We start from the raw sequence: 25,445 nt of genomic DNA, 5'->3' as shown, positions 1-25,445 counted from the left end.
GTGGTGGGCGGGGCATGGGGCGGGCCAGTTCGCGGGCGAAGCCGTCGGGGTCGGCGGCCAGCCGCAGCAGCGCGGAGGCGGTGAGCGTGGTGGGCAGGGGGACGTCGCGGACGGCCGCGCGCGAGCGGAGCAGCTCCTCGGTGAGCGCGTCGAGGTCCCGGTCCCAGGAGGCGACGGCACGGGCCTCCTCGGGGAGCAGCGCCTCACCGCCGCCGAACCCGGACGCGGCCGCGGGTACCGAGGCGGTCCCGGGTACGGAGGCCCGCACGGGCCCGTGCGGGCCGGGCTGCCCGGGGATGGCGGGCGGCCGGTCGTCGGACCAGTCCTCCCAGTCGCCGGCGTCCTCCTCGCCGTACGGGTCGTCGTACGCGTCGTACGGCGGCTCCTCATCGTCCTCGGGGGGCGGCGGCCAGTCGGGGTCGGGAGGGGCGGCCACCGGGTACGCGGCCGGCGTCCGCAGGTGATCCAGCACCTTGCGCGCGGCCTCGCGACGGCGGGCCAGGGCGGCCGGGTCCAGGGGCAGCGGCCACGGCGTCTCGGCCGTACGGGCCAGGGCCGGGTTGACGGCGTCGGGCGCGGGCTCCTCCGCCCAGTGCTCGACCTCGCCGTGGCCGGCCTCGCAGTGCGCGCGCAGGGCGTCGAGGAAGGCGGACGGGCCGAAGGGCCGCTTCTGGCTGGGCCCCCACCAGTGGCCGGAGCCGAGCAGCAGGGAGCGCGTCCGGGTGAAGGTGACGTAGCCGAGCCGGAGCTCCTCGACCCGGTTGTGTTCGGCCATGGCCGCCTTGAAGGCGGCCAGGCCCGCCCGGGACCACTCCTCGACGTCGGGGAGGGTGGCGGCGTCACCGCGCAGCGCGTGCGGCAGCGCCTTGGCGTTGAAGTGCCACAGCTCGCGGCCCCGCTCGCTCGGGAAGCCCTTGCGCACCAGCCCGGGGACGGCGACGACGTCCCACTCCAGCCCCTTGGACTTGTGCGCGGTGAGCACCTTCACCGTGTTCTCGCCGCCGGGCAGCGAGCTGTCCAGGCCCTTCTCGTACTGGGCGGCGGTGCGCAGGAAGCCCAGGAAGGCCAGCAGCGTGGCCTCGCCGTCCAGCGAGGCGAAGCCGGCCGCCACGTCCAGGAAGGCGTGCAGGGTCTCCCGGCGGCGGGCGGCCAGCGCGTGCGGGGACGCGGAGAGCTCGACCTCCAGGCCGGTGACGGCGAGCACCCGGTGCAGTACGTCCATGAGCGGGTCGGCCAGCGACCGGCGCAGCTCGCGTATCTCGGTGGCCAGGCGCGCGAAGCGCACCCGCGCCTCGGCCGAGAAGGGCAGGTGGTCGTCGGGCTCTCCGTCGACGAAGGTCTCCAGGGCGTCGGCGAGCGAGATCACCTCGGCCGGGTCGACGCCTTCCACGGCGGCCGCCAGGCGGTCCGCGGTGTCGCCGCGGCCCGGTACGAGCAGCCGGGCCCGCCGTCCCAGCAGCGCCAGGTCGCGCGGCCCGATCCGCCAGCGCGGCCCGGTCAGCAGCCGGACGAGGGCGGCGTTGGCCGTCGGGTCCTGCAGCACCTCGCAGACGGCGACCAGGTCGGCGACCTCCGGCAGGTGCAGCAGCCCGGACAGGCCGACCACCTCCACCGGCACGTCCCGGGCGACGAGCGCCGCGTGGATGTCGGCGAAGTGAGCGGCGGCCCGGCACAGCACCGCGATCTCGCCGGGCGCGGTGCCCGTGCGGACCAGGTGCGCGATGGAGTCGGCGATCCAGGCGATCTCCGCTTCCTGGGTGGGCAGCAGCGCGCAGCGCACGACACCGTCCCGTTCGGCACCGGGCGCGGGCCGCAGGGCCTCGACACCCTCGTGACGCTCGCGCAGCTCGGCGGCGAGGTCGTTGGCGAGGTCGAGCAGCCGGCCGCCGCTGCGCCGGTTCTCCGAGAGGGACTGGCGCCGGGCGGGCGTCCCGTCGGCGTGCGCGAAGTGGAGCGGGAAGTCGTCGAGGTTGGCCACCGAGGCGCCGCGCCAGCCGTAGATGGCCTGGCAGGGGTCGCCGACCGCGGTCACCGGATGCCCCGTGCCGTCGCCGAACAGGGCGGAGAGCAGCAGGCCCTGGGCGACGGAGGTGTCCTGGTACTCGTCGAGCAGCACCACGGCGTACTGCTCGCGCAGGATGCGGCCGACCTCGGGGCGGGTGCGGGCGAGCGTCGCCGACAGGGCGATCTGGTCGCCGAAGTCGAGCAGGTCGCGCTGCTTCTTCTCGGCGCGGTACGCGGCGGCGAGCCCGGTCAGGTCGATGCGGGCGCGCGCCGTCTCGGGGAGCCTGCGCAGATCCGCGTTGGTGAGCCGGACGCCGTCGAGGGCGGCGAGCCACTCCCGGTCGCGGGCGAGCAGCCGCTCGGGCGGCACCAGGTGCTCCGCGAGCTCGCCCTCCAGCGCCAGCAGATCGCTGACCAGGGTCGGGATGCCCTTGGTGAGCGCCGGGAAGGGACCGGGCGCGGCCCGCAGGACGCGCGCCGCCAGCTGGTAGCGCGTCGCGTCGGCGAGCAGCCGCGCGGTCGGCTCCAGCCCGATGCGCAGCCCGTGCTCCTTCAGGAGCTGTCCGGCGAAGGCGTGGTACGTGGAGATCTGCGGCTCGCCCGGCGCGTGGTCGGGGTCCGCCGGGTCCGGGTCGGTGACCCCGGCCCGGACGAGGGCCTTGCGCACGCGCTCCGAGAGCTCGCCGGCGGCCTTGTTGGTGAACGTCAGCCCCAGCACCTGCTCGGGGGCGACCTGCCCGGTGCCGACCAGCCACACCACGCGGGCCGCCATGACCGTGGTCTTCCCGGAACCGGCACCGGCCACGATCACCTGCGGGGCGAGCGGCGCGGTGATGCACGCCAGCTGCTCCGGGGTGAACGGGATGCCCAGCAGCTCCTTGAGCTGCTCGGGACCGGTGATGAGGGAGGACACGAAGGGGAGGTTATCGGGCACCACCGACAGCGGCCGCCGCCGCCCGTTCCCGCCGGATGCCACCCGGGCGCATTCCGCTCCACCGATGTAGAACATCGCGTTCTACGAGCTGGAAGCATGGAGCGCATCCCGGTACGCGAGCTGAACCAGAACACCAGTGCCGTGCTCGCGCGCGTCCAGCACGGCGAAGCGTTGGAGGTGACCGTGAGCGGAACCCCGGTGGCCCGTCTCGTGCCCATCTCGGGCAGCCAGTCCGTACTGGACCGCATGGTCGCCGAGGGACGCGCCACCCCACCCGCGGCCTCGGGGCCGGTCCCGGTGCTGCCTGCGCTCGGCGATCCGGGGATCGACACGGCGGCCGCGCTCGTCGACATGCGCGACGAGGAGCGCTGGTGATCTACCTGGACTCGGCGGCGATCGTGAAGCTGGTCCGCCGGGAGCAGGGCACCCGGGAGTTGGTCGCCTGGCTGAACGACCGCCCCAACGAGCCTTTGGTGTCGTCGTCGCTCGTCGAGATGGAGGTCCCACGTGCTCTGCGCCGGTCGGCCCCGCAGGCACTCGCCGGCGTCCCCGGTGTGATCACCCGGCTCTACCGGTTCGAGATCGACGTAGCCGTCCGTGCCACGGCCTGCGCCTACGGTGATCCACTGCTCCGCCCGCTCGACTCGATCCACCTCGCGCCGGCGCAGCTGCTCGCCGGCCAGGCAGGCGCGGATCCACTCGTGTTCGTCACGTACGACCAGCGCCTGCTGAAGGCCGCCCAGGACATCGGGCTGCGGGCCGAGGCCCCCGGCTGCTGAGACCCCCGCCTCACTCCACCACGTGCCGTCCCTCGGGGCGGCCGCTGCAGGAGGCCCGGAAGGCGCAGTTCTCGCAGTGCTGGCCGGTGGAGGGGGTGAAGCGCTCGTCGAGGACGCGGGCGGCCGCGCCGGCGAGCAGGGTGTCGGCCCAGTCGCCGCTCAGCGCCTCCTGGTGCTGGACGGTGGGCTGGGTGTCGCCGCCGTCGCGGCGGGCGGCGCCGAGGCGGAGCTGGACGAGCTCGGCGCCGCCGGGGGCGGGCCGGGTGCCGTGGAAGAGCTCGTCGACGGCGCCCTCGCGGACCGCGAGCTGGTAGACGGCGAGCTGCGGGTGGCCCTCGACCTCGGCGGCGGTGGGCTTGGCCTTGCCGGTCTTGAAGTCGACGACGTAGGCGTTGCCTTCGGCGTCGGTCTCGACGCGGTCCATGCTGCCGCGGATGCGGACGGCCACGTCCCCCGTCTCCAGGGTGACGTCGAAGCCGTGCTCGGAGGCGACGGCCTGGCGGCCGCGTTCCATGACGTGCCAGCGCAGGAAGCGCTCCAGGGCGGCCCGGGCGTTCTCCTTCTCCTGCTGGGACTTCCAGGGGGCGTCGAAGGCCAGGGCGTTCCACACCGAGTCCAGCCGCTCCATGAGCACGTCCAGGTCGGCCGGGGTGCTGCCGGAGGCGACCTCGTCGGCGAGGACGTGCAGGACGTTGCCGAAGCCCTGCGCCGCCGTGGAGGGCGGCTCGGCCTTCACCTCGCGGCCGAGGAACCACTGCAGGGCACAGGTGTTGGCCAGCTGGTCCAGCGCGCTGCCGGAGAGGGTGACCGGCTGGTCGCGGTCCCGCAGCGGGACCTCGGAGCGGGTCTGCTCGTACAGGCCCCACCAGCGTTCGGGGTGGGCGGCGGGCACCAGCGGCTGGCCCGCGTCCTCCAGGGCCGCCAGGCGCGCCAGGCGCCGGGCGGCGGCCTCGCGCAGGGCGGGGGAGGCGGCCGGGTCGACGGTCGTGGCGCGCAGCTCGGCGACGAGGGCCGCGACCGACAGCGGGCGGCGGGCCCGGTGGGTGACGTCGACGGGCTCGACGCCGAGTTCGGTGAGGAAGCGGGAGGGCTGGTCGCCGTCGTCGGCGGCGGCCTTCACGGCGGTCACGACGAGCCGCTCACGGGCACGGGTGGCCGCGACGTAGAACAACCGGCGCTCCTCGGCGAGCAGGGCGCCCGGGGTGAGCGGCTCCGCGAGGCCGTCGCGGCCGATGCGGTCGGCCTCCAGCAGCGAGCCGCGGCGGCGCAGGTCGGGCCAGAGCCCCTCCTGGACGCCGGCGACGACGACGAGCCGCCACTCCAGGCCCTTGGAGCGGTGCGCGGTCATCAGCCGTACGGCGTCGGGCCGGACGGCGCGCCGGGTCAGCACGTCGGCGGCGATGTCCTGGGCGGACAGCTCCTCCAGGAAGTTCAGCGCGCCACGGCCGCCGGTGCGCTCCTCGGCGCGGGCGGCGGTGTCGAAGAGCACGCACACCGCGTCCAGGTCCCGGTCGGCGTTGCGTCCGGCCGCGCCGCCGCGCGCCGCGGCCCGCTCCAGCCGGCCGGGCCAGGGGGTGCCGTCCCACAGCTCCCACAGCGCCTCCTCGGCGGTGCCGCCGCCGGCCAGCAGCTCGCGCCCCTTGCGCAGCAGCCCGCCGAGCCGCTGGGCGCCCCGTGCGTACGACGGGTCGTGCGCCACCAGCCGCTCGGGCTCCGCGAGCGCCTCGGCGATCAGCTCGTCCGACGGCCGCGGTACGACGACCCCGGCGGCCCGCTCCTCCTCGCGCAGGGCGCGGCCCAGGCGGCGCAGGTCGGCGGCGTCCATGCCGCCGAGCGGGGAGACCAGCAGGGTGAGCGCGTCCTCGACGCGCAGGCCCGGCTCCGCGGCGTCGGGCAGGGCGGCGTGCGCGCAGACCCGCAGGGCGAGCAGGAGGGGGGCGACGGCGGGCTCGTCGCGCAGCGGGAGGTCGTCCCCGTCGATCTCGACCGGCACCCCGGCGGAGGTCAGGGCCCGCCGCAGCACGGGCAGCGAGCGGGAACCCGCGCGCACCAGGACGGCCATGTCGGACCAGGGGACGCCGTCCTCGAGGTGGGCGCGGCGCAGCACGTCGGCGATGCCGTCGAGTTCGGCACCGGGCGTGGGGTAGGTGCGGACGGCGGCCGAGCCGCCGTCGCGGACCGGCGCGAGCTCGCGGTGGGCGCGGACGGCGGCGGCCGGGAGCCGGGTCAGCGGCATCCGCCGCGTCAGGAGCCGGGTGGCGGCCAGCAGGGCGGCACCGGAACGGCGGGAGGTGGTGAGGACGCGGACGCCGGCTGGGCGGCCGTCGGCGTGCCGGAAGGCCTCGGGGAAGCCGAGGATGCCGTTCACGTCGGCACCGCGGAAGGCGTAGATGGACTGGTCGGGGTCGCCGAAGGCCACCAGGTGGCGGCCGCCGCCCGCGAGCGCCTGCAGCAGCCGCACCTGCGCCGGGTCGGTGTCCTGGTACTCGTCGACGAAGACGGCCTCGTAGGCCCCGGCGAGGTGGCGGGCCACCTCGGGACGCCCGGCCAGGAGCACCGCGCGGTGCACCAGTTCGGCGTAGTCGATGACGCCCTGGAGGTCGAGGACGTCCAGGTACTCGGCGAGGAAGCCGGCCGCCGCCGACCAGTCGGGGCGGCCGGTGCGGCCGGCGGACGCGGCCAGGGCGCGCGGGCCGAGGCCGAGCTCGCGGGTGCGGGCCAGCACGGCCCGTACCTCGTCGGCGAAGCCGCGGGTCGTCAGCGCCGCGCGCAGCTCGTCCGGCCAGCGCACCCGGGTCCGTCCCCGCCGCTCCAGTTCGGCCTCGCCCGCCAGGAGCTCGCGCACCGCCAGGTCCTGTTCGGGGCCGGACAGCAGCCGCAGCGGGTCGGCGAACAGCTCGGGGTCCTGGTGGGCGCGGACCAGGGCGTAGCAGAACGAGTGGAAGGTGGTCGCCTGCGGTGCGGCCGCGCCGCCCATCCGGGCGGCCATGCGGTCCCGCAGTTCGCCCGCGGCCCTGCGGCTGAAGGTGAGGACGAGGATCCGTTCCGGATCGGTGCCGCGCCGCACGCGTTCGGCGACGGCCTCGACCAGGGTGGTGGTCTTCCCGGTGCCCGGACCGGCGAGCACCAGGAGCGGACCGCCCGCGTGCTCAACCACCGCGCGCTGTGCGGCGTCCAGTTCAGGGGGCGTCACCGGTTCCGGAGCGGTCCGTAGCAGTCGGTAGCCGCCGGAAGGCCCGACCGTCCCCCCGGAGCGCCGTGCGACGGCGTCCGTCTGGCGGGTGGAGGAGGAGGTCACGTGGTTCGCCGGTTCCGTGTGCGTGCGGGTGCGTGTGCGGCGGCCTGTGCCGCCGGTGGCCGGGGGAGGCCGGGTGCCGACGGTACGCCACCGGCCGACGGGACCGCCGCGCGTCCCGTCCTTCCCGTACGGATGCGGGAGCGGCCGGGCGCGGGGCGCCGTACTCCGTCCGGACGGCCGATGGCATCAACCGGTCGCCGATGGCGGAAGCTGGATGGTGTGAGCGTCCGGTCGTCAGTCGTCCCCGCCGGGGCCGGGCACGGGGTCCGTGCCGTCCCAGCGGGCCCTGCGCATGTCGAGGCGGGGTATGTGGCCCTTCGCGGCCCGCGGGGCCTGGCGCAGCGGGGTGCCCTCCGCGCGGTAGTGCTCCAGGGCGCGCAGTTCGTGGCCCGGCAGCAGCCCGCCGTCCGCGCGCACCACGCGCCACCACGGCACGGCCCCGCCGTACAGCGCCATGACGTGGCCCACCTGCCGGGGACCGCCCTCCTCCAGCCACTCGGCGACGTCGCCGTAGGTCATGACCCGTCCGGGCGGGATCCGCTCGGCGACGTCCAGCACGCGCTCCGCGTACGCGGGCAGCTCCTGGACGTCGTCGTCCGGACCGTCGTCCGGGTCGTGTGCGGTGTCCTTGCTCATCCGTCACATGGTGCCCCACGGCACCGACAGTCGCGGCCGGCGCCCGCGCGTGCGGGGGCGCCCGGGACGGCGAATTGCCCCCTCCTGCGCCCATGCGCGCGCCGCTCGTGCCACCATCATCCGGGCGGTGACTGGTGATACGAGATCAAAAAGAGACAGCAGGAGAGCACGACGTGAGCGGGAACGGAGCCGCTCGCGCGGTCCCCGCTGCCTCCGAGGGCCCCGGGGACGGCGCTCCGGCGGCTCCGGACGAGCGCGCCGAGCAGGCCGTGTCCGCGTCCGGTGACGCCCCGCGCGGTGAGACCCGCGCCACATCGAAGGCCCCGGCCGGACAGCCGGCGGTGACGCCCGCGCGGTCCGGGGACGACGCCCAGGACGACACCCCCGGCACCGCCGAGGCCCCGGACACCGAGACCCCGGACGCCGAGACCCCGGACACCGAGACCCCGGACGCCGAGGCCCCCGGCACCGCCGACGGCCCCGGCGCCGAAGAGTCCGTCACCGGCACCACCCCGCACACCGACCCGGTGGCGCGGGACGAGCCGCTGCTGCCCGCGCGCGTGCACCGGCCCGTCGACCTCATGCGCTTCCTCTTCGGGCTCCTCGGCATCGCGATCGTGCTGATGATCGCGGGCTTCGCGCACGCGACGACCTCCGGCGTGGAGCAGGACATCGCCGAGGGCGCGACGCACGCGCCCGAGCCGCTGATCACGATCGCCGGGCTGCTGGCGACCGTGGCGGTGCTGATCGTGCCCGTGGCGTTCGCCGTGGAGCGGCTGATCAAGCGGGACGGGCTGCGCATCGCGGACGGCGTGCTGGCCGCGGTCCTGGCCCACGGGGTGTCGCTCGCCACCGACCTGTGGGTGTCGGACGCGGCGCCGGTGGCGATCCGGGACGCGCTGACCCGTGACGCGCCCGGCGGCGGGATCACCGACCCGGTCCACGGCTACCTGGCCCCGGTGATCGCCTACATGACGGCGGTCGGCATGGCCCGGCGGCCGCGCTGGCGGGTGGCGCTGTGGTTCGTGCTGGTCGTGGACTCCTTCGCGGTGCTGGTGGGCGGCTACACGACACCGTTCTCGATCATCGTGACCGTGCTCATCGGCTGGACCGTGGCGTACGGCACGCTCTACGGGGTCGGCTCGCCGAACGTCCGCCCGACCGGCCAGAACCTGCTCGCGGGCCTGCGCCGGGTGGGCTTCGCCCCGCTGACCGCGGTCCGCGCGGAGGACGAGTTCCCCGACGCGCCCGACTCCGACCGGGGCCGCCGCTACCTGGTGACCCTGGAGCAGGGCCCGCTGCTCGACGTCACGGTCGTGGACCGCGAGCAGCAGGCGCACGGCTTCTTCTACCGCATGTGGCGCCGGCTCCAGCTGCGCGGGATCACCCAGCGGCGCAGCCTGCAGTCGCTGCGCCAGGCGCTGGAGCAGGAGGCGCTGCTGGCCTACGCGGCCATCGCCGCCGGCGCCAACGCCCCGCGGCTGATCGCCACCTCCGAGCTGGGCCCGGACGCCGTGATGCTGGTGTACGAGCACATGGGCGGGCGCTCCCTGGACGCGCTGTCGGACGAGGAGATCACCGACGAGGTGCTGCACGGCGCCTGGGAGCAGGTGCGGGCGCTGCAGTCGCGCCGGATCGCGCACCGCAGGCTGGTCGGCGAGGCGCTGAAGATGGATCGCCACGGCGACGTCTTCCTGACCGACCTGCGCGGCGGGGAGATCGCGGCGGGCGACATCGTGCTGCGCATGGACGTGGCGCAGCTGCTCACCACCCTGGCGCTGCGCGTCGGCCCGGAGCGATCGGTGGCCTCGGCCGTGGCCGTGCTGGGCCCGGACGCCGTCGCCGACTCCCTGCCGCTGCTGCAGCCGATCGCGCTCAGCCGCACCACCCGGGCCACGCTGAAGCAGCTCGCCAGGGAGCGGGCGCAGCGTGAACGCGAGGCGGTGCTGGCCGCGTCCCGCGCCCGGCGGGCGGACGGGGTGACCGGTGACGCGGGTGAGGCAGCCGGCAAGGACGCGGGCAAGGAGACCAAGGCCGAGCGGCGGGCCGAGAAGAAGGCGATCGAGGACGCGCTGGACGGGGTCCGCGAGGAGGACCTGCTCACCCGGATCCGCCACCAGGTGCTGCTCATCCGTCCGCAGGCCCCGGTGGAGCCGGTACGGCTGGAGCGGGTGCGGCCGCGCACGCTGATCAGCATCATCGCGGGCGCCTTCGCCGCGTACTTCCTGCTCTCCCAGATCAGCAGCATCGACCCGGCGACGCTGCTGGCCGAGGCGAACTGGATCTGGGTCATCGTGGCCGTGCTGGCCTCCGCGCTCAGCTACGTCGCGGCGGCGATGGCGCTGTCCGGCTTCGTGCCGGAGAAGCTGTCCTTCGTCCGCACCACGCTGGCGCAGGTCGCCGGTTCCTTCGTGAAGCTGGTGGCCCCCGCGGCCATCGGCGGCGTGGCGCTCAACACGCGCTACCTGCAGAAGTCGGGCGTGCGCCCGGGCCTGGCGGTGGCGAGCGTGGGGGCCTCGCAGCTGGTCGGCCTCGGTTCGCACATCAGCCTGCTGCTGGTGTTCGGCTACATCACGGGCACCGAGAAGACGCCCTCCCTGTCGCCGTCCCGGACGGTGATGGCGGGCCTGCTGACGGCCGGCGTGCTCTTCCTGGTCGTCACCGCGGTGCCGCCGTTGCGGCGCTTCGTGTCCACGCGGGTGCGGGCGCTGTTCGCCGGGGTGGTGCCGCGCATGCTGGACGTGCTGCAGCAGCCGATGAAGCTCACCACGGGCATCGGCGGCACGCTGCTGCTGACCCTCGCCTTCGTGCTCTGCCTGGACGCCAGCATCCGCACCTTCCACGGCGAGGTGAACTTCGCGGCGGTCGCGGTGATCTTCCTGGCGGGCAACGCGCTGGGCTCCGCCGCCCCGACCCCGGGTGGCCTGGGCGCGGTCGAGGGCGCGCTGATCGCCGGTCTGACCACCATCGGCCACCTGGACTCGGCGACGGCCACCTCCGCGGTGCTGCTGTTCCGGGTGCTGACCTTCTGGCTGCCGGTGCTGCCCGGCTGGCTGGCGTTCACCCAGCTCACCAGGCGGCAGGCGCTGTGACGCGGGCCCACTGACAGGGGATGTCAGTGGGCCGCCCCTACGGTCCCCGGTCATGGACACCACGCACATCGTCGAGTTGCGGCAGTACACCCTGCGCCCCGGCGCCCGGGACACCCTGGTCGAGCTGTTCGAGCGCGAGTTCGTCACCGGTCAGGAGGCCGCCGGGATCCGGGTCGGCGGCCGGTTCCGCGACCTGGACGACCCGGACCGCTTCGTATGGATGCGGGCCTTCCCCGACATGGCGGCCAGGACCCGCGCCCTGCACGCCTTCTACGACGGCCCCGTCTGGCGGGCGCACCGCGAGGAGGCCAACGCGACCATGACCGCCTCCGACGACGTCCTGCTGCTGCGCGGCCCCGGTTACCGCGTGCCGGACGACGCCGGGCTGGTCGTCGCGACCGTCTGCCACCCCGCCGACCCGTCCGGCTTCGTGCCCCCGGACTCCGCCCGCGCCGTGCACCGCACCGAGCACGCGGCCAACGGTTTCCCGGCGCTGCCCGTGCGCACCGGCGAGGACGTCGTGGTCTGGTTCGCCGCCTACGCGCAGGCCGGCGCACGCCCCGCGGAGCCCGCCCTGCCCGCCGGCCCGGAGCGGCGGTTGCTGCGGCCGCCGCAGCGGCTGCGGCTCGCCCCGGTGCGCGTTGCGGGGCCTCAGCGCAGGATGTCGCCGAGGTCGTAGCCGACCGGTTCCTCCAGCTGCGCATAGCTGCAGCCGGCGGGGTCGCGGTCGGGCCGCCAGCGGCGGAACCGGGCGGTGTGCCGGAATCGGTCGCCCTGCATGTGGTCGTACGCGACCTCCAGGACGCGCTCGGGCCGCAGCGGGACCCAGGACAGGTCCTTCCCCGCGCTCCAGCGGCTCTGGGCCCCGGGCATGCGGCCGCCGGGCTCTCCCCCTGGCTTCGCCGGGTGTGCCCCCGCCTCGGCCCAGTCGGCCCAGGGGTGGCCCTCGGCGGACTCCATGCGCAGCGGCTCCAGTTCGGCGACGAGTTCCTCGCGCCGGCGCATCGCGAAGGAGGCGCAGACGCCGACGTGCTGGAGCCGGCCGGCGGCGTCGTGCAGGCCGAGCAGGAGGGAGCCGACGACGGGACCGGATTTGTGCCAGCGGAAGCCGGCCAGCACGCAGTCGGCGGTGCGCTCGTGCTTCACCTTGATCATGACGCGTTCGTCGGGGCGGTAGCCGACGTCCGGGGGCTTGGCGACGACGCCGTCCAGTCCCGCGCCCTCGTACTGCTCGAACCACCGCCGGGCCAGCTCGATGTCGGTGGTGGCGGGGGCGACGTGGACCGGTGGCCGTGCCGTGCCGAGCGCGTCGACCAGGGCCTGGCGGCGCCAGGTCTGCGGGTCCGCCATCAAGGAGCGGTCGCCGAGCGCCAGCAGGTCGAAGGCGACGAGGGAGGCGGGGGTGCGTTCGGCGAGCTGCCGCACACGGGAGTCGGCGGGGTGGATGCGCTCCAGCAGGGCGTCGAAGTCCAGCCGGCCCTCGCCGGCGATGACGATCTCCCCGTCGACGACGGCACGCGGCGGCAGTTGGGCGCGGACCGCCTCGACGACCTCCGGGAAGTAGCGGGTCAGGGACTTGCCGGTGCGGCTGCCGATCTCCACCTCGGCGCCGTCGCGGAAGACGATGGCGCGGAACCCGTCCCACTTGCCCTCGTACAGCATGCCGGGCGGGATCTCGGTGGCGGACTTGGCGAGCATCGGCTTCACGGGCGGCATCACCGGCAGGTCCATGCCGCGATTCTCCGCCCGACGGGCGCCGCCCGCCCGTCGGGCCTACCGTGTCGGGGACGGGAGAGGCGGTGACGGCATGGCAGAGGCGGTCGAGCTGACCGTCGGCGAGCGGACGGTCCGGATCTCGAACCCGGGGAAGGTGTACTTCCCGGAACCGGGCTTCACCAAGCTGGACGTGGCCCGCTACTACCTCACGGTCGGCGACGGCGTCCTGCGGGCGCTGCGCGACCGGCCGACGACGATGGAGCGATACCCGGACGGGGTCGAGGGCGAGTCGTTCTTCCAGAAGCGCGCGCCGAAGAACACCCCGGACTGGATCCCCACCGGCCGCATCCGCTTCCCCTCCGGCCGCCACGCCGACGAGATCTGCCCGACCGAGGTGGCCGCGGTCGTCTGGGGCGCCAACCTCGGCTGCCTCACCTTCCACCCGTGGCCGGTCCGGCGCGGCGACCTCGACCACCCGGACGAACTGCGCATCGACCTGGACCCGCAGCCGGGCACCGACTTCGCCGACGCGGTGCGCGTCGCCGGCGAACTGCGCGGGCTGCTGGAGGAGCTGGGCCTGCGCGGCTGGCCCAAGACCTCCGGCGGGCGGGGCCTGCACGTCTTCGTGCCCATCGAGCCCGAGTGGACGTTCACCGGGGTGCGGCGGGCCGCCATCGCCATCGCCCGCGAGATGGAGCGTCGGATGCCCGGGCAGGTCACCAGCGCGTGGTGGAAGGAGGAGCGCGGCGAGAAGATCTTCGTCGACTACAACCAGACCGCGCGCGACCGCACCATCGCCTCCGCCTACTCCGTACGGCCCAAGCCGTACGCCCCGGTCTCCGCGCCGCTGCGCTGGGAGGAGGTGCCGCAGGCGCACCCGCGGGACTTCGACCTGGTCACCATGCCCGCGCGCTACGCCGAGCTGGGCGACGTCCACGCCGGCATGGAGGAGCACGCCTTCCGGCTGGACGCCGTCCTGGAACTGGCCGAACGCGACGAGCACGACCGCGGGCTGGGTGACATGCCGTACCCGCCGGACCACCCCAAGATGCCCGGGGAGCCGCTGCGGGTGCAGCCGAGCCGGGCCAGGAGCAAGCCGGACGCCGCCGGGGGCGAGGACTGACGGCGCGGCAGGACGGCGCGGCACGACCCCTTCCCACCGCGACCGCGCTGACGCATCATCAGGCGCATGCCCGCGCCTCGACCCGTGCCCCTGGACGAGTACCCGGTCCATCAGATCGCCCGTTCCATGCGCCACGTCGCGACCGGTGACCGCAACGCCTACGACCGTTCGATCTTCCACTTCTTCGACCACGAGGGCCGGGCCCTGCTCGTCACCGGCCTCGGCGTCCACCCCAACCTCGGCGTCACCGACGCCTACACGACCCTGACGCGCGGAACCGGCATGCTCGCGGTGCGCGCCTCGGACGCGCTCGGCGAGGACCGCATGCGGCAGCAGGTCGGGCCGCTGCGCATCGACGTCCTGGAACCGCTCCGCAGGCTCCGGCTGACCTGCGACGACGAATTCCTCTCGTACGACCTGGAATGGGAGGCCGCGTTCCCGGCCGTCGAGGAGCCGCACCACGCCCAGTACCGGGGCGGCCGGCTCTTCCTGGAGGCCAGCCGCTTCGTCCAGGCCGGCACCTGCCACGGTGTGGTCCGCACCGGCGACGGCGAGGAGATCCACGTGGAGCGCGGCCGCTGGACGGCCACCCGGGACCGCAGCTGGGGTGTGCGCCCGGTGCCCGGCGAGGCGCCGGGACGGGCCGAGGAGGAGCACCGCCCGCAGGGTTTCCACTGGCTGTGGATACCGATCCGGTTCGACGACCGCTTCGTCATGGTGATCGCCCAGGAGGACGCCGACGGCTACCGCTCCCTGGACGAGGCCCTGCAGATCACCGAGCACGGCCCGGACCGGCAACTGGGCCGGGCCCAGGTCGGCATCACCTACCGGGAGGGCACCCGCACCCCGGTCTCCGCCGTCGTCCACCTCGACGGCGGGAAGATCGAGGCCGAGGTGCTGGTCTCCAGCCCGCTCGCCGTCGGGGCCGGCTACCCGCCCGCCCGCGACTGGCAGCACGGCGAGTGGAAGGGCCGCGGATGGCTCGACCGCCGTGCGTATGACCTGACGGATCCGGCGGTCATGGCGCCGGCCGCGTACGGAGTCACCGACCACGCCGCGCGTTTCGCCTGGGACGGCCGGGTCGGCTACGGCATCTTTGAGCACGGCAGCTTCGGCCGCCACACCCCCAGCGGCTTCACCGGTCAGGAGGCCATGTGACAACGGTGCGCACCACCACCCGCGATCCCCGACTGCTGCGCAGCCGCCTCGACGAGTGGCTGGCCGCGAAGCACCCCGGCGCCCACAGCCGCGCGGTGCACGCCCCCTCCGCGAACGGCCTGTCCAGCGAGACCGTCCTGTTCGACCTGGCCGTCCCCCATCCGGGGGGCACCGCACGCCAGCGCATCCGCCCCTGCGTGCTGCGGCTGGCCGGCGACCCCGACGCCTACACCGTCTTCCCGACGTACGACATGGCCGCGCAGTACCGCGTCATCCGGACGGTCGCCACGCGCACCCGCGTCCCCGTGCCCGAACTGCTGTGGCTGGAGCCCGACCCGGGGCCGCTCGGCGCGCCCTTCTTCGTCATGGAGCGCGTCCCGGGGCGCGTCCCGCCGGACGTCATGCCCTACACCTACGGCGGCAACTGGCTCTTCGACGCCTCCGAGGAGGACCGGGCGCGGCTGGAACGTTCGACGGTGCGCGTCCTCGCCGAACTCCACACCGTCCCCGGCGAGGGGACCCTGCGCGCGCACGTCGACGCCCAACGCGCCTACTACGAGTGGGTCGTGGACGGGCTGGCGCCCTCCCCCGTCATCGAGCGGGCCTTCGCGTGGCTGGAGAAGCACTGGCCCGCCGACCCCGGCCCGTCCGTGCTCAGCTGGGGCGACGCCCGGGTCGGCAACATCGTCTACGACGCCGACTTCGCCCCCGTCGCCGTCCTCGACTGGGAGATGGCCTCCGCCGGCCCCCGGGAACTGGATCTCGCCTGGCTGGTGTACCTGCACCGCTTCTTCCAGGACCTCACCGTCACCGCCGGCTTCCCCGGCATGCCGGACTTCCTCGGCCGCGACCGCGTCGCGGCGACCTACGCGGAGCTCACCGGGCACACCCCGCGCCACCTGGACTTCCACCTCCTGTACGCCGCGCTGCGGCACGCGGTCGTGATGCTGCGGATCGGTCACCGCCAGGTGCACTTCGGGGAGCGCGAGATGCCGGCCGACCCGGACGCGCTGATCCTGCACCGGGACACGCTGGAGGCGATGGTGGAGGGCCGCCACGGCTGATCCCGGGACCCGGCCCGGAACCTCACGCAGAACCTCACGTTCCGTGACGGCGGGGCCGTCCGGGGTGCCCGCAGCGGCGCCCCGGACGGCCCCGCGGCCCGTTGCTGGGCGGCCGCCACCCGGGTGGACCTCAGGACCTGCGGCCGGACGTCATCCGTGCCACCCTGGCGGGGGAACGGGATGACGATATTCACCCGTTTGTCATGTCGTGCACTGCCGTGTCCGGGTACGGGCTGCGACCCTCGGTCGGGGAGGGGACCCGCGCCGTCGTGAGGAGTACGCATGCACCAGCACCTCGCCCGTACCGCCACGGCCGTCGCCCTGCTGGGAGCCTCCGCGTTCGTCACCATGCCGGCCCACGCGGCCCCCGCGGACCCCTCCTCCCCCACGGTCTTCGCCCACCGGGGCGCGTCCACCGAGGCCCCCGAGAACACCCTGGCGGCCGTACGCCGGGCCAACGAGCAGAACATCAAGTGGATCGAGAACGACGTCCAGCGCACCAAGGACGGGGCCCTGGTGGTGATCCACGACACGACGCTGAACCGCACCACCGACGTCGAGCAGGTCTTCCCGGACCGCTCCCCCTGGCGCGTCGCCGACTTCACGCTCGCCGAGATCCGCCGGCTCGACGCCGGCAGCTGGTTCGCGCCCCGCTTCCGCGGCGAGCGCGTCCCCACCCTCCAGGAGTACCTGACCCTCCTCGACCGCGACCAGCAGGGCCTGCTGCTGGAGCTCAAGCAGCCCGAGCTCTACCCCGGCATCGAGAAGCAGACCGTCGACACCCTCGAGAAGGCCGGCTGGCTCGACCGGGCCCACCTCTCCGGCCGCCTGGTCATCCAGAGCTTCAGCGCCGACGCCCTGCGCCGCACCCACGCACTGCGCCCGGCCGTCGAGACCGGCTTCCTGGGCAGCCCGCCGGTCTCACAGCTGAAGGAGTACGCGGCCTTCGCCGACCAGATCAACCCGGACGAGAAGGACGTCACCTACGCCTACGTGCAGGCGGTCCACGGCACGAAGGGCCCCGACGGCAAGCCGCTGCGCGTGAACGCGTGGACGGTCGACGACCTCACCACCGCCGTCCGCATGGCGGCCCTCGGCGCCGACGGCATCATCACCAACCGCCCGGACGTCATCCGCAACGGCGTGCAGTGACCCGGACGGGGGCGTGCGCGGCCCGTTGAACCGCTCGGCCGAACGCGACGTACCAGTCACCGTGGGTGGCACCGGGTCGCCGACGTGGAGGGAAAGGGCCGAACGATCCCCTTGGACGCGAGCCGCCCCGTCAGCAGCGCCGGCACGGCGCACGGCCGGCAGGAAGTGCCGGGCCTCGAAGGTCTGCGCGGCCTGGCCGCACTGTACGTACTCCTGTTCCACTGCTGGCTGTACACGTTCCCGGGGTATCCCGACAGTTCCGCCCCCCGGTGGCTGGACGGGCTGATGTACGGCCGGCTCGCCGTCGTCTTCTTCCTGGTGCTGTCGGGGTTCTCGCTGGCCGTCTCCCCGGCGCGCGACGGCTGGCGGCTGGGCGGTGCCGCCCGTTTCCTGCGGCGCCGGGCCTGGCGCATCCTCCCCCCGTACTGGGCGGCGCTCGCGCTGAGCCTGGTCGTCGCCTTGTTCGTGGTGCCGGCCTCGCACTTCGGGCCGCCCACCGGCGCGACGGTCCTGGTGTACGGGCTGGTCGCCCAGGACGTGTTCACCGCGCCGACGCCGAACGGCACGTTCTGGTCGATCGGCGTGGAGGCGGAGCTCTACCTCCTCTTCCCGCTCCTGCTGTTCGTCCGGCGGCGGCTGGGGGCCGTGGTCCTGGTCGCGGGCGTGACGCTCCTGGTCGTCGCCCGGGGCCTGACGGCCGCGCACGCGACCCCGGTGGAGGGGGACAACTGGCTCACCCCGCACCTCGCCCCGGTGTTCGTCGCCGGCCTGGCGGGCGCGGGGATCGTCGTCGCGTCGGCCCGGGTCCGGCGCCTGCCGTGGCACTGGTTCGCCGTCCTGGCCGCCGTGCCGGTCGTGGCGCTCGCCGCCGTCAAGGGCCGGGTCTGGACGGTGGACCACTACTTCTGGGTGGACCTCGCCGTCGCGCCCGCCATGACGATGCTGATCGCCGCGGTCGCCACCGGAAGGCCCGCCCTCCTGCTACGGCTCCTGACCGCACGCCCCGTCCGGGTCCTCGGCGACTTCTCGTACAGCCTCTACCTCGTGCACCTGCCCGTCGTCATGACCGTCATCAGGCGCGTCGCCCCCGGGTTCGTCTCCCCCGGGCTGCCCACGTTCTGGTTCACCCTCGTAGTGGCGTTGCCCGTCTCGCTGCTGGTGGCGTGGCTGTTCGCCCGGATCTTCGAGCTGCCCTTCAAGCGGCACCGCTCCTGGAAGTCCCTGCTCGCGCCGGTCCGTTCGCGGACCAACGGGCCGGCCCGGCCAGGGCCGGCCGAGGCCGCGCCGGCAGGTCCGTGACGTCCGGCCCGTGACGTCCGACCCACGGGAACGGCGAAGGCCCGCGGCGTCCGAACCGGTCGGACGCCGCGGGCCTTCGCCTCACCTGTCGGTCAGTACACCGGCTTGTCGGGCTCGATCGTGTTGACCCAGCCGATGACGCCACCGCCGACGTGGACCGCGTCGGAGAAGCCCGCGGACTTCAGGACGGCGAGGACCTCGGCGGAGCGGACGCCGGTCTTGCAGTGCAGGACGATCTTCTTGTCCTGGGGGAGGTCCTGGAGGGCGTTGCCCATGAGGAACTCGTTCTTGGGGATCAGACGCGCACCCGGGATGGAGACGATCTCGTACTCGTTGGGCTCACGGACGTCGATGATGTCGATGTTCTCACCGTCGTCGATCCACTCCTTGAGCTGCTTGGGAGTGATCGTCGACCCCATCGCCGCCTCCTGCGCCTCCTCGGAGACGACGCCGCAGAAGGCCTCGTAGTCGATGAGCTCGGTGACGGTCGGGTTCTCGCCGCAGACCGCGCAGTCCGGGTCCTTGCGGACCTTGACCTGGCGGTACTGCATCTCCAGGGCGTCGTAGATCATCAGGCGGCCGACGAGCGGCTCGCCGGTGCCGGTGAGGACCTTGATGGCCTCGGTGACCTGGATGGAGCCGATGGACGCGCACAGCACGCCCAGGACACCGCCCTCGGCGCAGGAGGGCACCATGCCCGGCGGCGGGGGCTCGGGGTACAGGCAGCGGTAGCAGGGGCCGTGCTCGGACCAGAAGACCGACGCCTGGCCGTCGAAGCGGTAGATGGAGCCCCAGACATACGGCTTGTTCAGCAGCACGCACGCGTCGTTGACCAGGTAGCGGGTCGCGAAGTTGTCCGTGCCGTCGACGATCAGGTCGTACTGGCTGAAGATGTCCATCACGTTGTCGGCCTCGAGCCGCTCCTCGTGGAGGACCACGTTGACGTAGGGGTTGATGCCCTTGACGCTGTCGCGGGCGGACTCCGCCTTGGAACGGCCGATGTCCGCCTGGCTGTGGATGATCTGGCGCTGCAGGTTGGACTCGTCGACCTCGTCGAACTCCACGATGCCGAGCGTGCCCACCCCGGCGGCGGCCAGGTACATCAGGGCGGGCGAACCGAGACCGCCGGCGCCCACACAGAGCACCTTGGCGTTCTTCAGCCGCTTCTGCCCGTCCATCCCCACGTCGGGGATGATCAGGTGGCGGGAGTACCTGCGGACCTCGTCGACGGTGAGCTCGGCGGCCGGCTCGACCAGGGGTGGCAGCGACACGGGGACTCCGTTTGTCGATCGATCACTACGGTGGTTATTCCCGTAACACTGCCACGCCCTTCTTCATTCCGAGACCGCCGTCCCGAGGGGCGAGACCGATGTTGGTCACATGCTGGGCGGTGGCTGGCGGCGGAGCATGCGCGAGGCCTCGTCCCAGTAGCCCGGCAGGCCGTCCCAGGCCGCGTGGTCGGTGCGGTCGGTGAAGTAGACGGTCGCCGCGCCCTGCCAGCGGGCGATCCGCATGGCGTTCTCCAGGTGCGGGGCGGGGACGCCGTGCACCAGGTGGCAGAAGCGCTCCGGCGGGTACGCGGCCGTCCACTCCGGCGCTTCCGACCAGCGGTACTGCATCCACGGCCCGGCGAAGGTCACCAGTTGGTCGGCGGCTTCGGCGTAGCCCTCGTACGGATGGCAGCCGTGACCGAGCACGACGTGCCCGGTGCCGCCGCCCTCCACCGTCAGCAGCGCGCGCAGGGTGGTGATCACCCGGCGGCAGTCGGACAGCTCCGAACTCGTGGTCGGCGCACGGTCGAGGTAGAAGCCGTCGACCCGGTACCAGTCGAGGAAGCGGTGCGCGTCGGCGACCAGTTGGCCGAAGGGACGCGCCCCGTGCCGGGTGTCCAGGTACCCGAGCACCGGTACGGCCGCGTCGCGCAGCCGGGCGCACGCCTGCGTGTAGAGCGGGTCGATCCGGGCGCCCGGGCCCCGCGCCGCGTTGAGCACCACCCAGTGCATCGGCGCCTCGGGACGGGCCAGTTCGGCCCATTCGCCCGGGGCGACCAGCGGGTGCGCGTACGCGGGGACCCCGAAGCCCAGTCCGTCGCAGCGGTCGATCGGCCTGCGCAGGCCGCTCGGTGTCACACGCGGCATGCCGCCTCCATCCAGACGTCGGCGAGGGATTCCTCGAGGGCGATGCGCGGACGCCAGCCGAGGCGGTCGCGGGCGGTGCGGATGTCGGCCTGCTGCCAGGCGCCGCAGCCGTCCGGGTAGTGGGGGTGGCCGGTGCCGTTCGCCATCAGGTGCGGGTCCTCGACCTCGTGGAGGGCGCCCGCGTAGCCCGCGGCGTTGGCCAGGGCCGCGGCCACCTCGCGCAGCGGTACGGCCCGGCCCGTGCCGATGTTGACCAGGCCCTGGGCGGCGGAGAGCGAGGCCGCGTGCACGGCGCGGGCCACGTCGCGCACGTCCACGAAGTCCCGCTGCACGCCGAGTCCGGTCAGCTTCAGCTCGCCGTCGCCGGTCTGCATGGCCCGGCGCATCGCCTCCGCGAGCCGCCCGATCGGTGAGGCGGTGGGCGTCCCCGGGCCGACCGGGGTGAAGACCCGCAGCACGACGGCGTCGAGCCCGGAGCCGAGCACCAGTTCCGTCGCGGCGAGCTTGCTGACCCCGTACGGACCGCCCGGACGGGGCACGGCGTCCTCGGCCGTCGAGGAACCGGTGGGTGAGGGCCCGTACTCCGCGGCACAGCCCACCTGGACCAGCCGGGCGGAGGTGGCGCTGCGGCGCATCGCCTCGCACACGGAGGCGACCGCGATCGTGTTGTGCCGTGTGAGTTCGCGTGCCCCGCCGCGCGTGGCGCCCGCGCAGTTGACGACGACCCCGGGGTGGACGGCGTCCATGAAGCGCGCCAGCGCGCCGGGACTGCCGGACGACAGGTCGAAGCGCACGTCCGCGTCGTCGCTGCGGCCGAGGGCGGTCAGCTGCACGGCGGGGTCGGCCAGCAGCCGTTCGGCCACATGGCGGCCGACGAATCCGTTGGCGCCCAGGAGGAGGACTCTCATAGCGAGCGCCTCCGCTGCGCTCGCCGTGGTCGGGGGTGCGGGTGGGTCATCGTGAATGGCTCCTTGGCTTCTTCTACGGAACTGCGGGGTGTGCCGGGCCGCCCCGGCCGCCGGCCGCTCATCGCGGCGCCGCCGCGGCCGTGTGCGCCGACGCGCGCGAGAGCGTGGTCAGGGCGTGGGCCGCCAGCGCCAGGGCGGCGGCCGCGCAGGCCAGCACGGGGACGGCGGACGGCGGGAGGGGGGACCGGTTCAGCAGGGCCGCGGCCAGGGCCACGGCCTCGGTGGCGCAGGCGAGCCCGGTGCCGATGGCGGCCGGGTCGGGGTGGCCGTGCACCGCGAGCAGACGGGCGGTGAACAGCAACAGGGCGAGCGCCGCGGGCCCGGCGAGCGCGGCGGGGGTGAGCGGGGCACCCGCCACGGCCCGTGCGGCGCACAGCAGCACGAGCACGAAGGCGAGGAAGAGCGCGAGCGTGCCCGCCAGCAGCGGCCGCACGGCACCGCCGAACTCCTCCAGGCTGCGGCTGCGCAGCATGTGCCCGCGGGAGCGCACCGCGAAGCGGTGGGCGCACCAGGCGGCCGGCGCGAGGGACAGCGCGAGCGCGGTCAGCTCGGCGGCGTCCGCGGCGGGCGGGGCGGTGGCGCGGGGGACCCGGGCGTAGAGCTCCTCGGCGAGGGAGAAGACGTCGCGGTGCCGGAAGCCCGCCGCGACGCGGTCGGTGACGCCCTGCGCCTCCAGTCCGGCCACGATCTCCAGCGGGTCCACCGCCTCGGCGCACAGCTGGCGGTGACGGTGCATCAGGGCGCGGACGGGGTCGGCGGGGCCGCGTTTGCGGGGGCCGCCCCTGCGGGCGCCGGCTTCGGTCTCCTGCACGTGGCTCATGCGCGTTCCCGCCCCTCGGCTCCGGCGTACGCGGGCTCACGGGCGGCGAGCGCCCAGGCCGGCACGGCCGTCCAGTGGCCGGGGACACGGGATTCGGCGGGCCTGCCGAAGGGGACGGGGGTGCCGTCCGGATCGCGCAGCGGGGCCTGACGGCCGGGCGCGTGGGCGACCAGGTCGAGGTAGATCTCCCGGAACGCGGCCAGGTTCCGCTCGACGGTGAAGAGCTCCAGGGCGCGTTCGCGTGCGGCGGCGCCCAGCCGCTGCCGGCGCTCGGGGTCGCGCAGCAGGGCGACGCAGGCCTCGGCGAGCGCCTTCGGGTTGCGCGGGGGCACGACCAGGCCGGTCCCGCCGATGACCTCCCGTACGGCGCCGACGTCCGTGGAGACGGTGGCCCGGCCGCAGAACATGGCCTCGACCAGGGTGACCGGGAAGCCCTCGACGACGCTGGAGAGGACGACCACGTCCCCGGCCGCGTACGCGTCGGGGAGCGCCGGGGCGCCCGGCGAGCCGAGCTCCTCGAAGGTGACCGGGTTCTCGCCCGCGGTGACGGCGTCGGCCGCCTCGTCGGGGAAGAGCTGCGCCGCCAGGGAGCGGCACTGCTCCAGGTACGCGGGGTCGCCCTCGCCGGCGCGCACGACACGCAGCCGCGCCCCGGGTTCCTCCTTGCGCACCTCCCCGAAGGCGTGCAGCAGCCCTACCAGGTCCTTGCCGGGGTCGACCCGGCCGACCCACACCAGCGCCGGCTCGCCGCCCTCGGCGTCAGCCGGGGGCTCGGGCACGGGCCCCTGGTAGCCGGGGTAGACCGTACGCACGCGGTCCCGCTCGGCGCCGCAGTGCTCCTGCCAGCGGCGCGCGTGGGCGTTGCCGGGGGTGACCAGGGCGGCCCGGCGGTACGCCTCGCCCGCGAGGTGGCGGTGGAAGGCGGCGAGCAGGGCGCGTACGGGGGCGGACAGTCCCGCGGCACGGTGCAGCAGCAGGGTCTCGCGCAGCCGCACGCCGTACTCGGTCACCAGCAGCGGCGTGCCGAAGAACCGTTTGGCCAGGAGAGCGGGCAGAAGGGCGGTGCCGCCGGTCACGGCGTGGCAGAGGTCGGCGGTGGCCAGCGCGTCGCCGAACTCGTCGTACCAGGGCGCGGCCAGCGGCCGCAGCGCGCGCTCCAACTGGTCGGCCGCGAGCAGGAGATCGCCCACCCCCGCCTCTCCGACGAGGGGTCGCGCGCCGGGCGCCCGGCAGACCTCCTCCAGCACGCGCACCGCGTGCTCGGAGCGCAGCAGCGCCGGGACGCCACCGTCCTCGCGGGCGAGTTCGGCGAGGCCGTAGAGCGCGGAGGCGAAACGGTCCGCCACGCCATTGGCCCCGGCGTCGCCCGCCAGCACGCCGACGAGGTCGCGGTACTGCTCCAGCGCCTGCGCCCGCCGCCGGCGCGCCTTGCCCGGCACGCCCCCGGGCCCCGGCGGCGGCCCCCACAGCGGCAGCACGCGCACGTCCCGCACCTGCGGTGGCAGCGCCGGCAGCCCCGCCGTCCCGGCCCGTTCGTTCCTGCCGAGCGCGTACACCGCGAACTCGTGCCCGGGGAGACCGCGCACGAGCCGGTCGACCCAGGCGCCCCCCTCACCCCGGGCGTACGGATAACCACCCTCCGCGAGTAATGCGACACGCACGTCTGCCCCCTCTCCGCACCGGTCTGTTCAGGCGCGATGACCGTATTCCGGCGAAGTGGGGGCACGACGGACGGTTGTCCGCCATGCCACCGAAAGGGGTGAAGAGACGTAACTTTCCCCAGCGTTGTGCGTTGTGACCGGGTAGACGTTCACCGGGTGGTCCCCGGGCGAGCGGGGCGCGGTGCGATTCCCGCGCGGGCGCCGGCGGTGGCTGTTATCGTCACCGGTATGAAGCGCGCTGCCATGACGACCACGCCGGAGAGTGTCCCGGCGCGCTGACCCCTGTCATGAAGAAGCCCCGGGCGAGTGCCCGGGGCTTCCGCTTGCGGTCATTCGCCCGCCGTCCGCGAGGAGACCGCCATGCACGACCACCGCAGACTCGGCCGCGAGCTCGGCCTGTTCGACACCGACCCGCTGATCGGCGCAGGACTGCCCTACTGGCTGCCGGACGGCGCCGCCGTCCGGCACGCCCTGGAGGAGTACGTCCGCGAGGCCGAACGCCGGGCGGGCTACCGGCACGTGTACTCACCCGTGCTCGGCAAACGCGAGCTGTACGAGATCTCCGGGCACTGGGCGCACTACAGCGACGACATGTTCCCGCCGATGGACCTCGGCGGCGAGCAGGTCGTGCTGCGGCCGAGCCTCTGTCCCCACCACGCGCTGATCTACCGCTCGCGCCCGCGCAGCCACCGCGAACTGCCGCTGCGCATGGCCGAGCTGGGCGGCATGTACCGCTCCGAGCTGTCCGGCGTGCTCGGCGGGCTCACCCGCGTACGGGCCATCCAGCTCAACGACGCGCACATCTTCTGCACCCTCGACCAGGTCGCCGACGAGGCCGCCGCCGCCCTGGGGATGATCGGCCGGGCGTACCGCGCCCTGGGCATCACCCCCGCCCGTCACCGGCTCTCCCTCCCCGGGCCCGGCGGCAAGTACGTCGCCGAGCCCGAGCTGTGGGAACGCTCCACCGCCCTGCTGACCGAGGTCCTGGACCGCTCGGGGCTGCCCTACGAGGCGGCGGAGGGCGAGGCCGCGTTCTACGGGCCCAAGATCGACGTCCAGGTCGCCGACGGCGCGGGCCGCGAGGCCACCTTGTCCACCGTGCAGATCGACTTCCACCAGCCCCGGCAGTTCGGGCTGCACTACATCGGCGCGGACGGCGCGAAGCACCGTCCGGTCATGGTGCACCGCAGCGTCGTCGGCAGCGTGGAGCGGGCCGTGGCGCACCTGGTCGAGCAGCACGGCGGAGCGTTCCCCCCGTGGCTCGCGCCGACCCAGGTGGCCGTCCTGCCGGTGTCGGAGGCCGAGCTGCCCGAGGCCGAGGCGCTGGTGGGGCGGTGCCTCGACCTGGGCCTGCGCGCGGACCTGCGCGCACCGGACCGCGGCACCCTCGGGGCGCGCGTCCGGGAGGCCCGCCTCGTCCCCTACCAGGCCGTCATCGGCCCGAAGGAGGCCGCGGACGCGCACGTCGCCCTGCGGCTCCGCGATGGCCGCCGCCTTCCGCCGCTGCCCGCGCACGTGGTACTGGAACGCGTCCGTGCGGCCGTGGCCGCCCATGACGTGGAGCTGTGGCCCGGGCGAGAGGACCCCGCCTGACCCCCGCGCG

At 74.6% G+C, this 25,445-nt stretch carries 19 protein-coding genes; 10 read left to right on the top strand and 9 right to left on the bottom strand.

Going from position 1 to position 25,445, the window contains the following annotated elements:
- The coding region (locus PV350_RS17280) for an ATP-dependent helicase (RefSeq protein ID WP_500334662.1) at window positions 1-2,917 on the bottom strand (2,917 nt) is incomplete at its 3' end.
- Window positions 2,918-3,034: 117 nt separating this feature from the next.
- Between PV350_RS17280 and PV350_RS17275 the strand changes: the two genes are divergently transcribed.
- Together PV350_RS17275 and PV350_RS17270 are read left to right on the top strand one after the other, a co-directional pair.
- Entirely contained in the window at window positions 3,035-3,313 is a 279-nt protein-coding gene (locus PV350_RS17275) for a type II toxin-antitoxin system Phd/YefM family antitoxin (protein ID WP_499513831.1), read from the top strand.
- On the top strand, window positions 3,310-3,717 hold the full coding sequence (locus PV350_RS17270) for a type II toxin-antitoxin system VapC family toxin (RefSeq protein ID WP_500334660.1): 408 nt from the start codon (window positions 3,310-3,312) through the stop codon (window positions 3,715-3,717). The genes PV350_RS17275 and PV350_RS17270 overlap by 4 nt, the downstream gene beginning before the upstream one ends.
- A 10-nt stretch (window positions 3,718-3,727) precedes the next feature.
- Here the strand turns inward: PV350_RS17270 and PV350_RS17265 are convergent, their stop codons facing one another.
- Together PV350_RS17265 and PV350_RS17260 are read right to left on the bottom strand one after the other, a co-directional pair.
- Entirely contained in the window at window positions 3,728-7,015 is a 3,288-nt protein-coding gene (locus tag PV350_RS17265) for an ATP-dependent helicase (protein ID WP_499513829.1), read from the bottom strand.
- A gap of 234 nt (window positions 7,016-7,249) precedes the next feature.
- Window positions 7,250-7,651 (bottom strand): MGMT family protein, encoded by a 402-nt coding sequence (locus PV350_RS17260; RefSeq protein WP_499513828.1) that lies wholly within the window; start codon window positions 7,649-7,651, stop codon window positions 7,250-7,252.
- A 341-nt stretch (window positions 7,652-7,992) separates the two neighbouring features.
- Between PV350_RS17260 and PV350_RS17255 the strand changes: the two genes are divergently transcribed.
- Window positions 7,993-10,743, top strand: a complete 2,751-nt coding sequence (locus tag PV350_RS17255; RefSeq protein WP_500334664.1) for a lysylphosphatidylglycerol synthase transmembrane domain-containing protein — start codon at window positions 7,993-7,995, stop codon at window positions 10,741-10,743.
- 52 nt (window positions 10,744-10,795) lie between these two features.
- Window positions 10,796-11,422 carry an NIPSNAP family protein gene (locus tag PV350_RS17250; RefSeq protein ID WP_500334658.1) on the top strand — a complete coding sequence of 209 codons (627 nt, stop codon included), beginning with the start codon at window positions 10,796-10,798 and terminating at the stop codon, window positions 11,420-11,422.
- Here the strand turns inward: PV350_RS17250 and PV350_RS17245 are convergent.
- The gene (locus PV350_RS17245; RefSeq protein WP_499513826.1) at window positions 11,395-12,474 is read right to left on the bottom strand and encodes an ATP-dependent DNA ligase; all 1,080 of its coding nucleotides are present in this window, start codon (window positions 12,472-12,474) and stop codon (window positions 11,395-11,397) included. The genes PV350_RS17250 and PV350_RS17245 overlap by 28 nt on opposite strands.
- 76 nt (window positions 12,475-12,550) lie before the next feature.
- On the opposite strand from PV350_RS17245, the gene ligD reads away from it, so the two are divergent.
- The 5 genes from ligD (at window position 12,551) to PV350_RS17220 (ending at window position 18,255) form a co-directional block, all read left to right on the top strand.
- Window positions 12,551-13,582: a non-homologous end-joining DNA ligase gene (ligD, locus tag PV350_RS17240; protein ID WP_500334656.1), complete on the top strand. Its 1,032-nt coding sequence runs from the start codon at window positions 12,551-12,553 to the stop codon at window positions 13,580-13,582.
- Window positions 13,583-13,648: 66 nt separating this feature from the next.
- Entirely contained in the window at window positions 13,649-14,740 is a 1,092-nt protein-coding gene (locus PV350_RS17235; protein WP_500334654.1) for an Rv3169 family protein, read from the top strand.
- Window positions 14,737-15,804, top strand: a complete 1,068-nt coding sequence (locus tag PV350_RS17230; RefSeq protein WP_499513823.1) for a phosphotransferase family protein — start codon at window positions 14,737-14,739, stop codon at window positions 15,802-15,804. The genes PV350_RS17235 and PV350_RS17230 overlap by 4 nt, the downstream gene beginning before the upstream one ends.
- Window positions 15,805-16,086: 282 nt before the next feature.
- The gene (locus PV350_RS17225; protein ID WP_500334652.1) at window positions 16,087-16,956 is read left to right on the top strand and encodes a glycerophosphodiester phosphodiesterase; all 870 of its coding nucleotides are present in this window, start codon (window positions 16,087-16,089) and stop codon (window positions 16,954-16,956) included.
- A 111-nt stretch (window positions 16,957-17,067) separates the two neighbouring features.
- Window positions 17,068-18,255: an acyltransferase family protein gene (locus PV350_RS17220; protein ID WP_500334650.1), complete on the top strand. Its 1,188-nt coding sequence runs from the start codon at window positions 17,068-17,070 to the stop codon at window positions 18,253-18,255.
- A gap of 92 nt (window positions 18,256-18,347) precedes the next feature.
- On the opposite strand, the gene moeZ is transcribed toward PV350_RS17220, so the two are convergent.
- The 5 genes from moeZ to pelF all read right to left on the bottom strand — a co-directional run bounded on the left by moeZ (window position 18,348) and on the right by pelF (window position 23,842).
- Complete coding sequence (moeZ, locus tag PV350_RS17215) at window positions 18,348-19,526, bottom strand: adenylyltransferase/sulfurtransferase MoeZ (protein ID WP_499513820.1); 1,179 nt, start codon at window positions 19,524-19,526, stop codon at window positions 18,348-18,350.
- A gap of 105 nt (window positions 19,527-19,631) precedes the next feature.
- Complete coding sequence (locus PV350_RS17210; RefSeq protein WP_499513819.1) at window positions 19,632-20,393, bottom strand: spherulation-specific family 4 protein; 762 nt, start codon at window positions 20,391-20,393, stop codon at window positions 19,632-19,634.
- Entirely contained in the window at window positions 20,381-21,301 is a 921-nt protein-coding gene (locus PV350_RS17205; RefSeq protein ID WP_499513818.1) for an NAD-dependent epimerase/dehydratase family protein, read from the bottom strand. Before PV350_RS17205 ends, PV350_RS17210 begins: the two co-directional genes overlap by 13 nt.
- Before the next feature lie 118 nt (window positions 21,302-21,419).
- A complete protein-coding gene (locus PV350_RS17200) occupies window positions 21,420-22,181 on the bottom strand; it encodes a hypothetical protein (protein ID WP_500334647.1) in 762 nt (253 codons plus the stop codon).
- A complete protein-coding gene (gene pelF / locus PV350_RS17195; RefSeq protein WP_499513816.1) occupies window positions 22,178-23,842 on the bottom strand; it encodes a GT4 family glycosyltransferase PelF in 1,665 nt (554 codons plus the stop codon). Before pelF ends, PV350_RS17200 begins: the two co-directional genes overlap by 4 nt.
- Before the next feature lie 306 nt (window positions 23,843-24,148).
- On the opposite strand from pelF, the gene thrS reads away from it, so the two are divergent.
- The gene (gene thrS, locus PV350_RS17190) at window positions 24,149-25,435 is read left to right on the top strand and encodes a threonine--tRNA ligase (protein WP_500334645.1); all 1,287 of its coding nucleotides are present in this window, start codon (window positions 24,149-24,151) and stop codon (window positions 25,433-25,435) included.
- Window positions 25,436-25,445 lie beyond the last annotated feature (10 nt).

The organism is Streptomyces sp. PA03-6a (assembly GCF_033792765.1).
In the GTDB taxonomy this organism is placed as follows: Bacteria; Actinomycetota; Actinomycetes; order Streptomycetales; family Streptomycetaceae; genus Actinacidiphila.
Note: the sequence above shows the minus strand (reverse complement) of the source record. Positions and strands in the feature narration are given on the sequence as shown.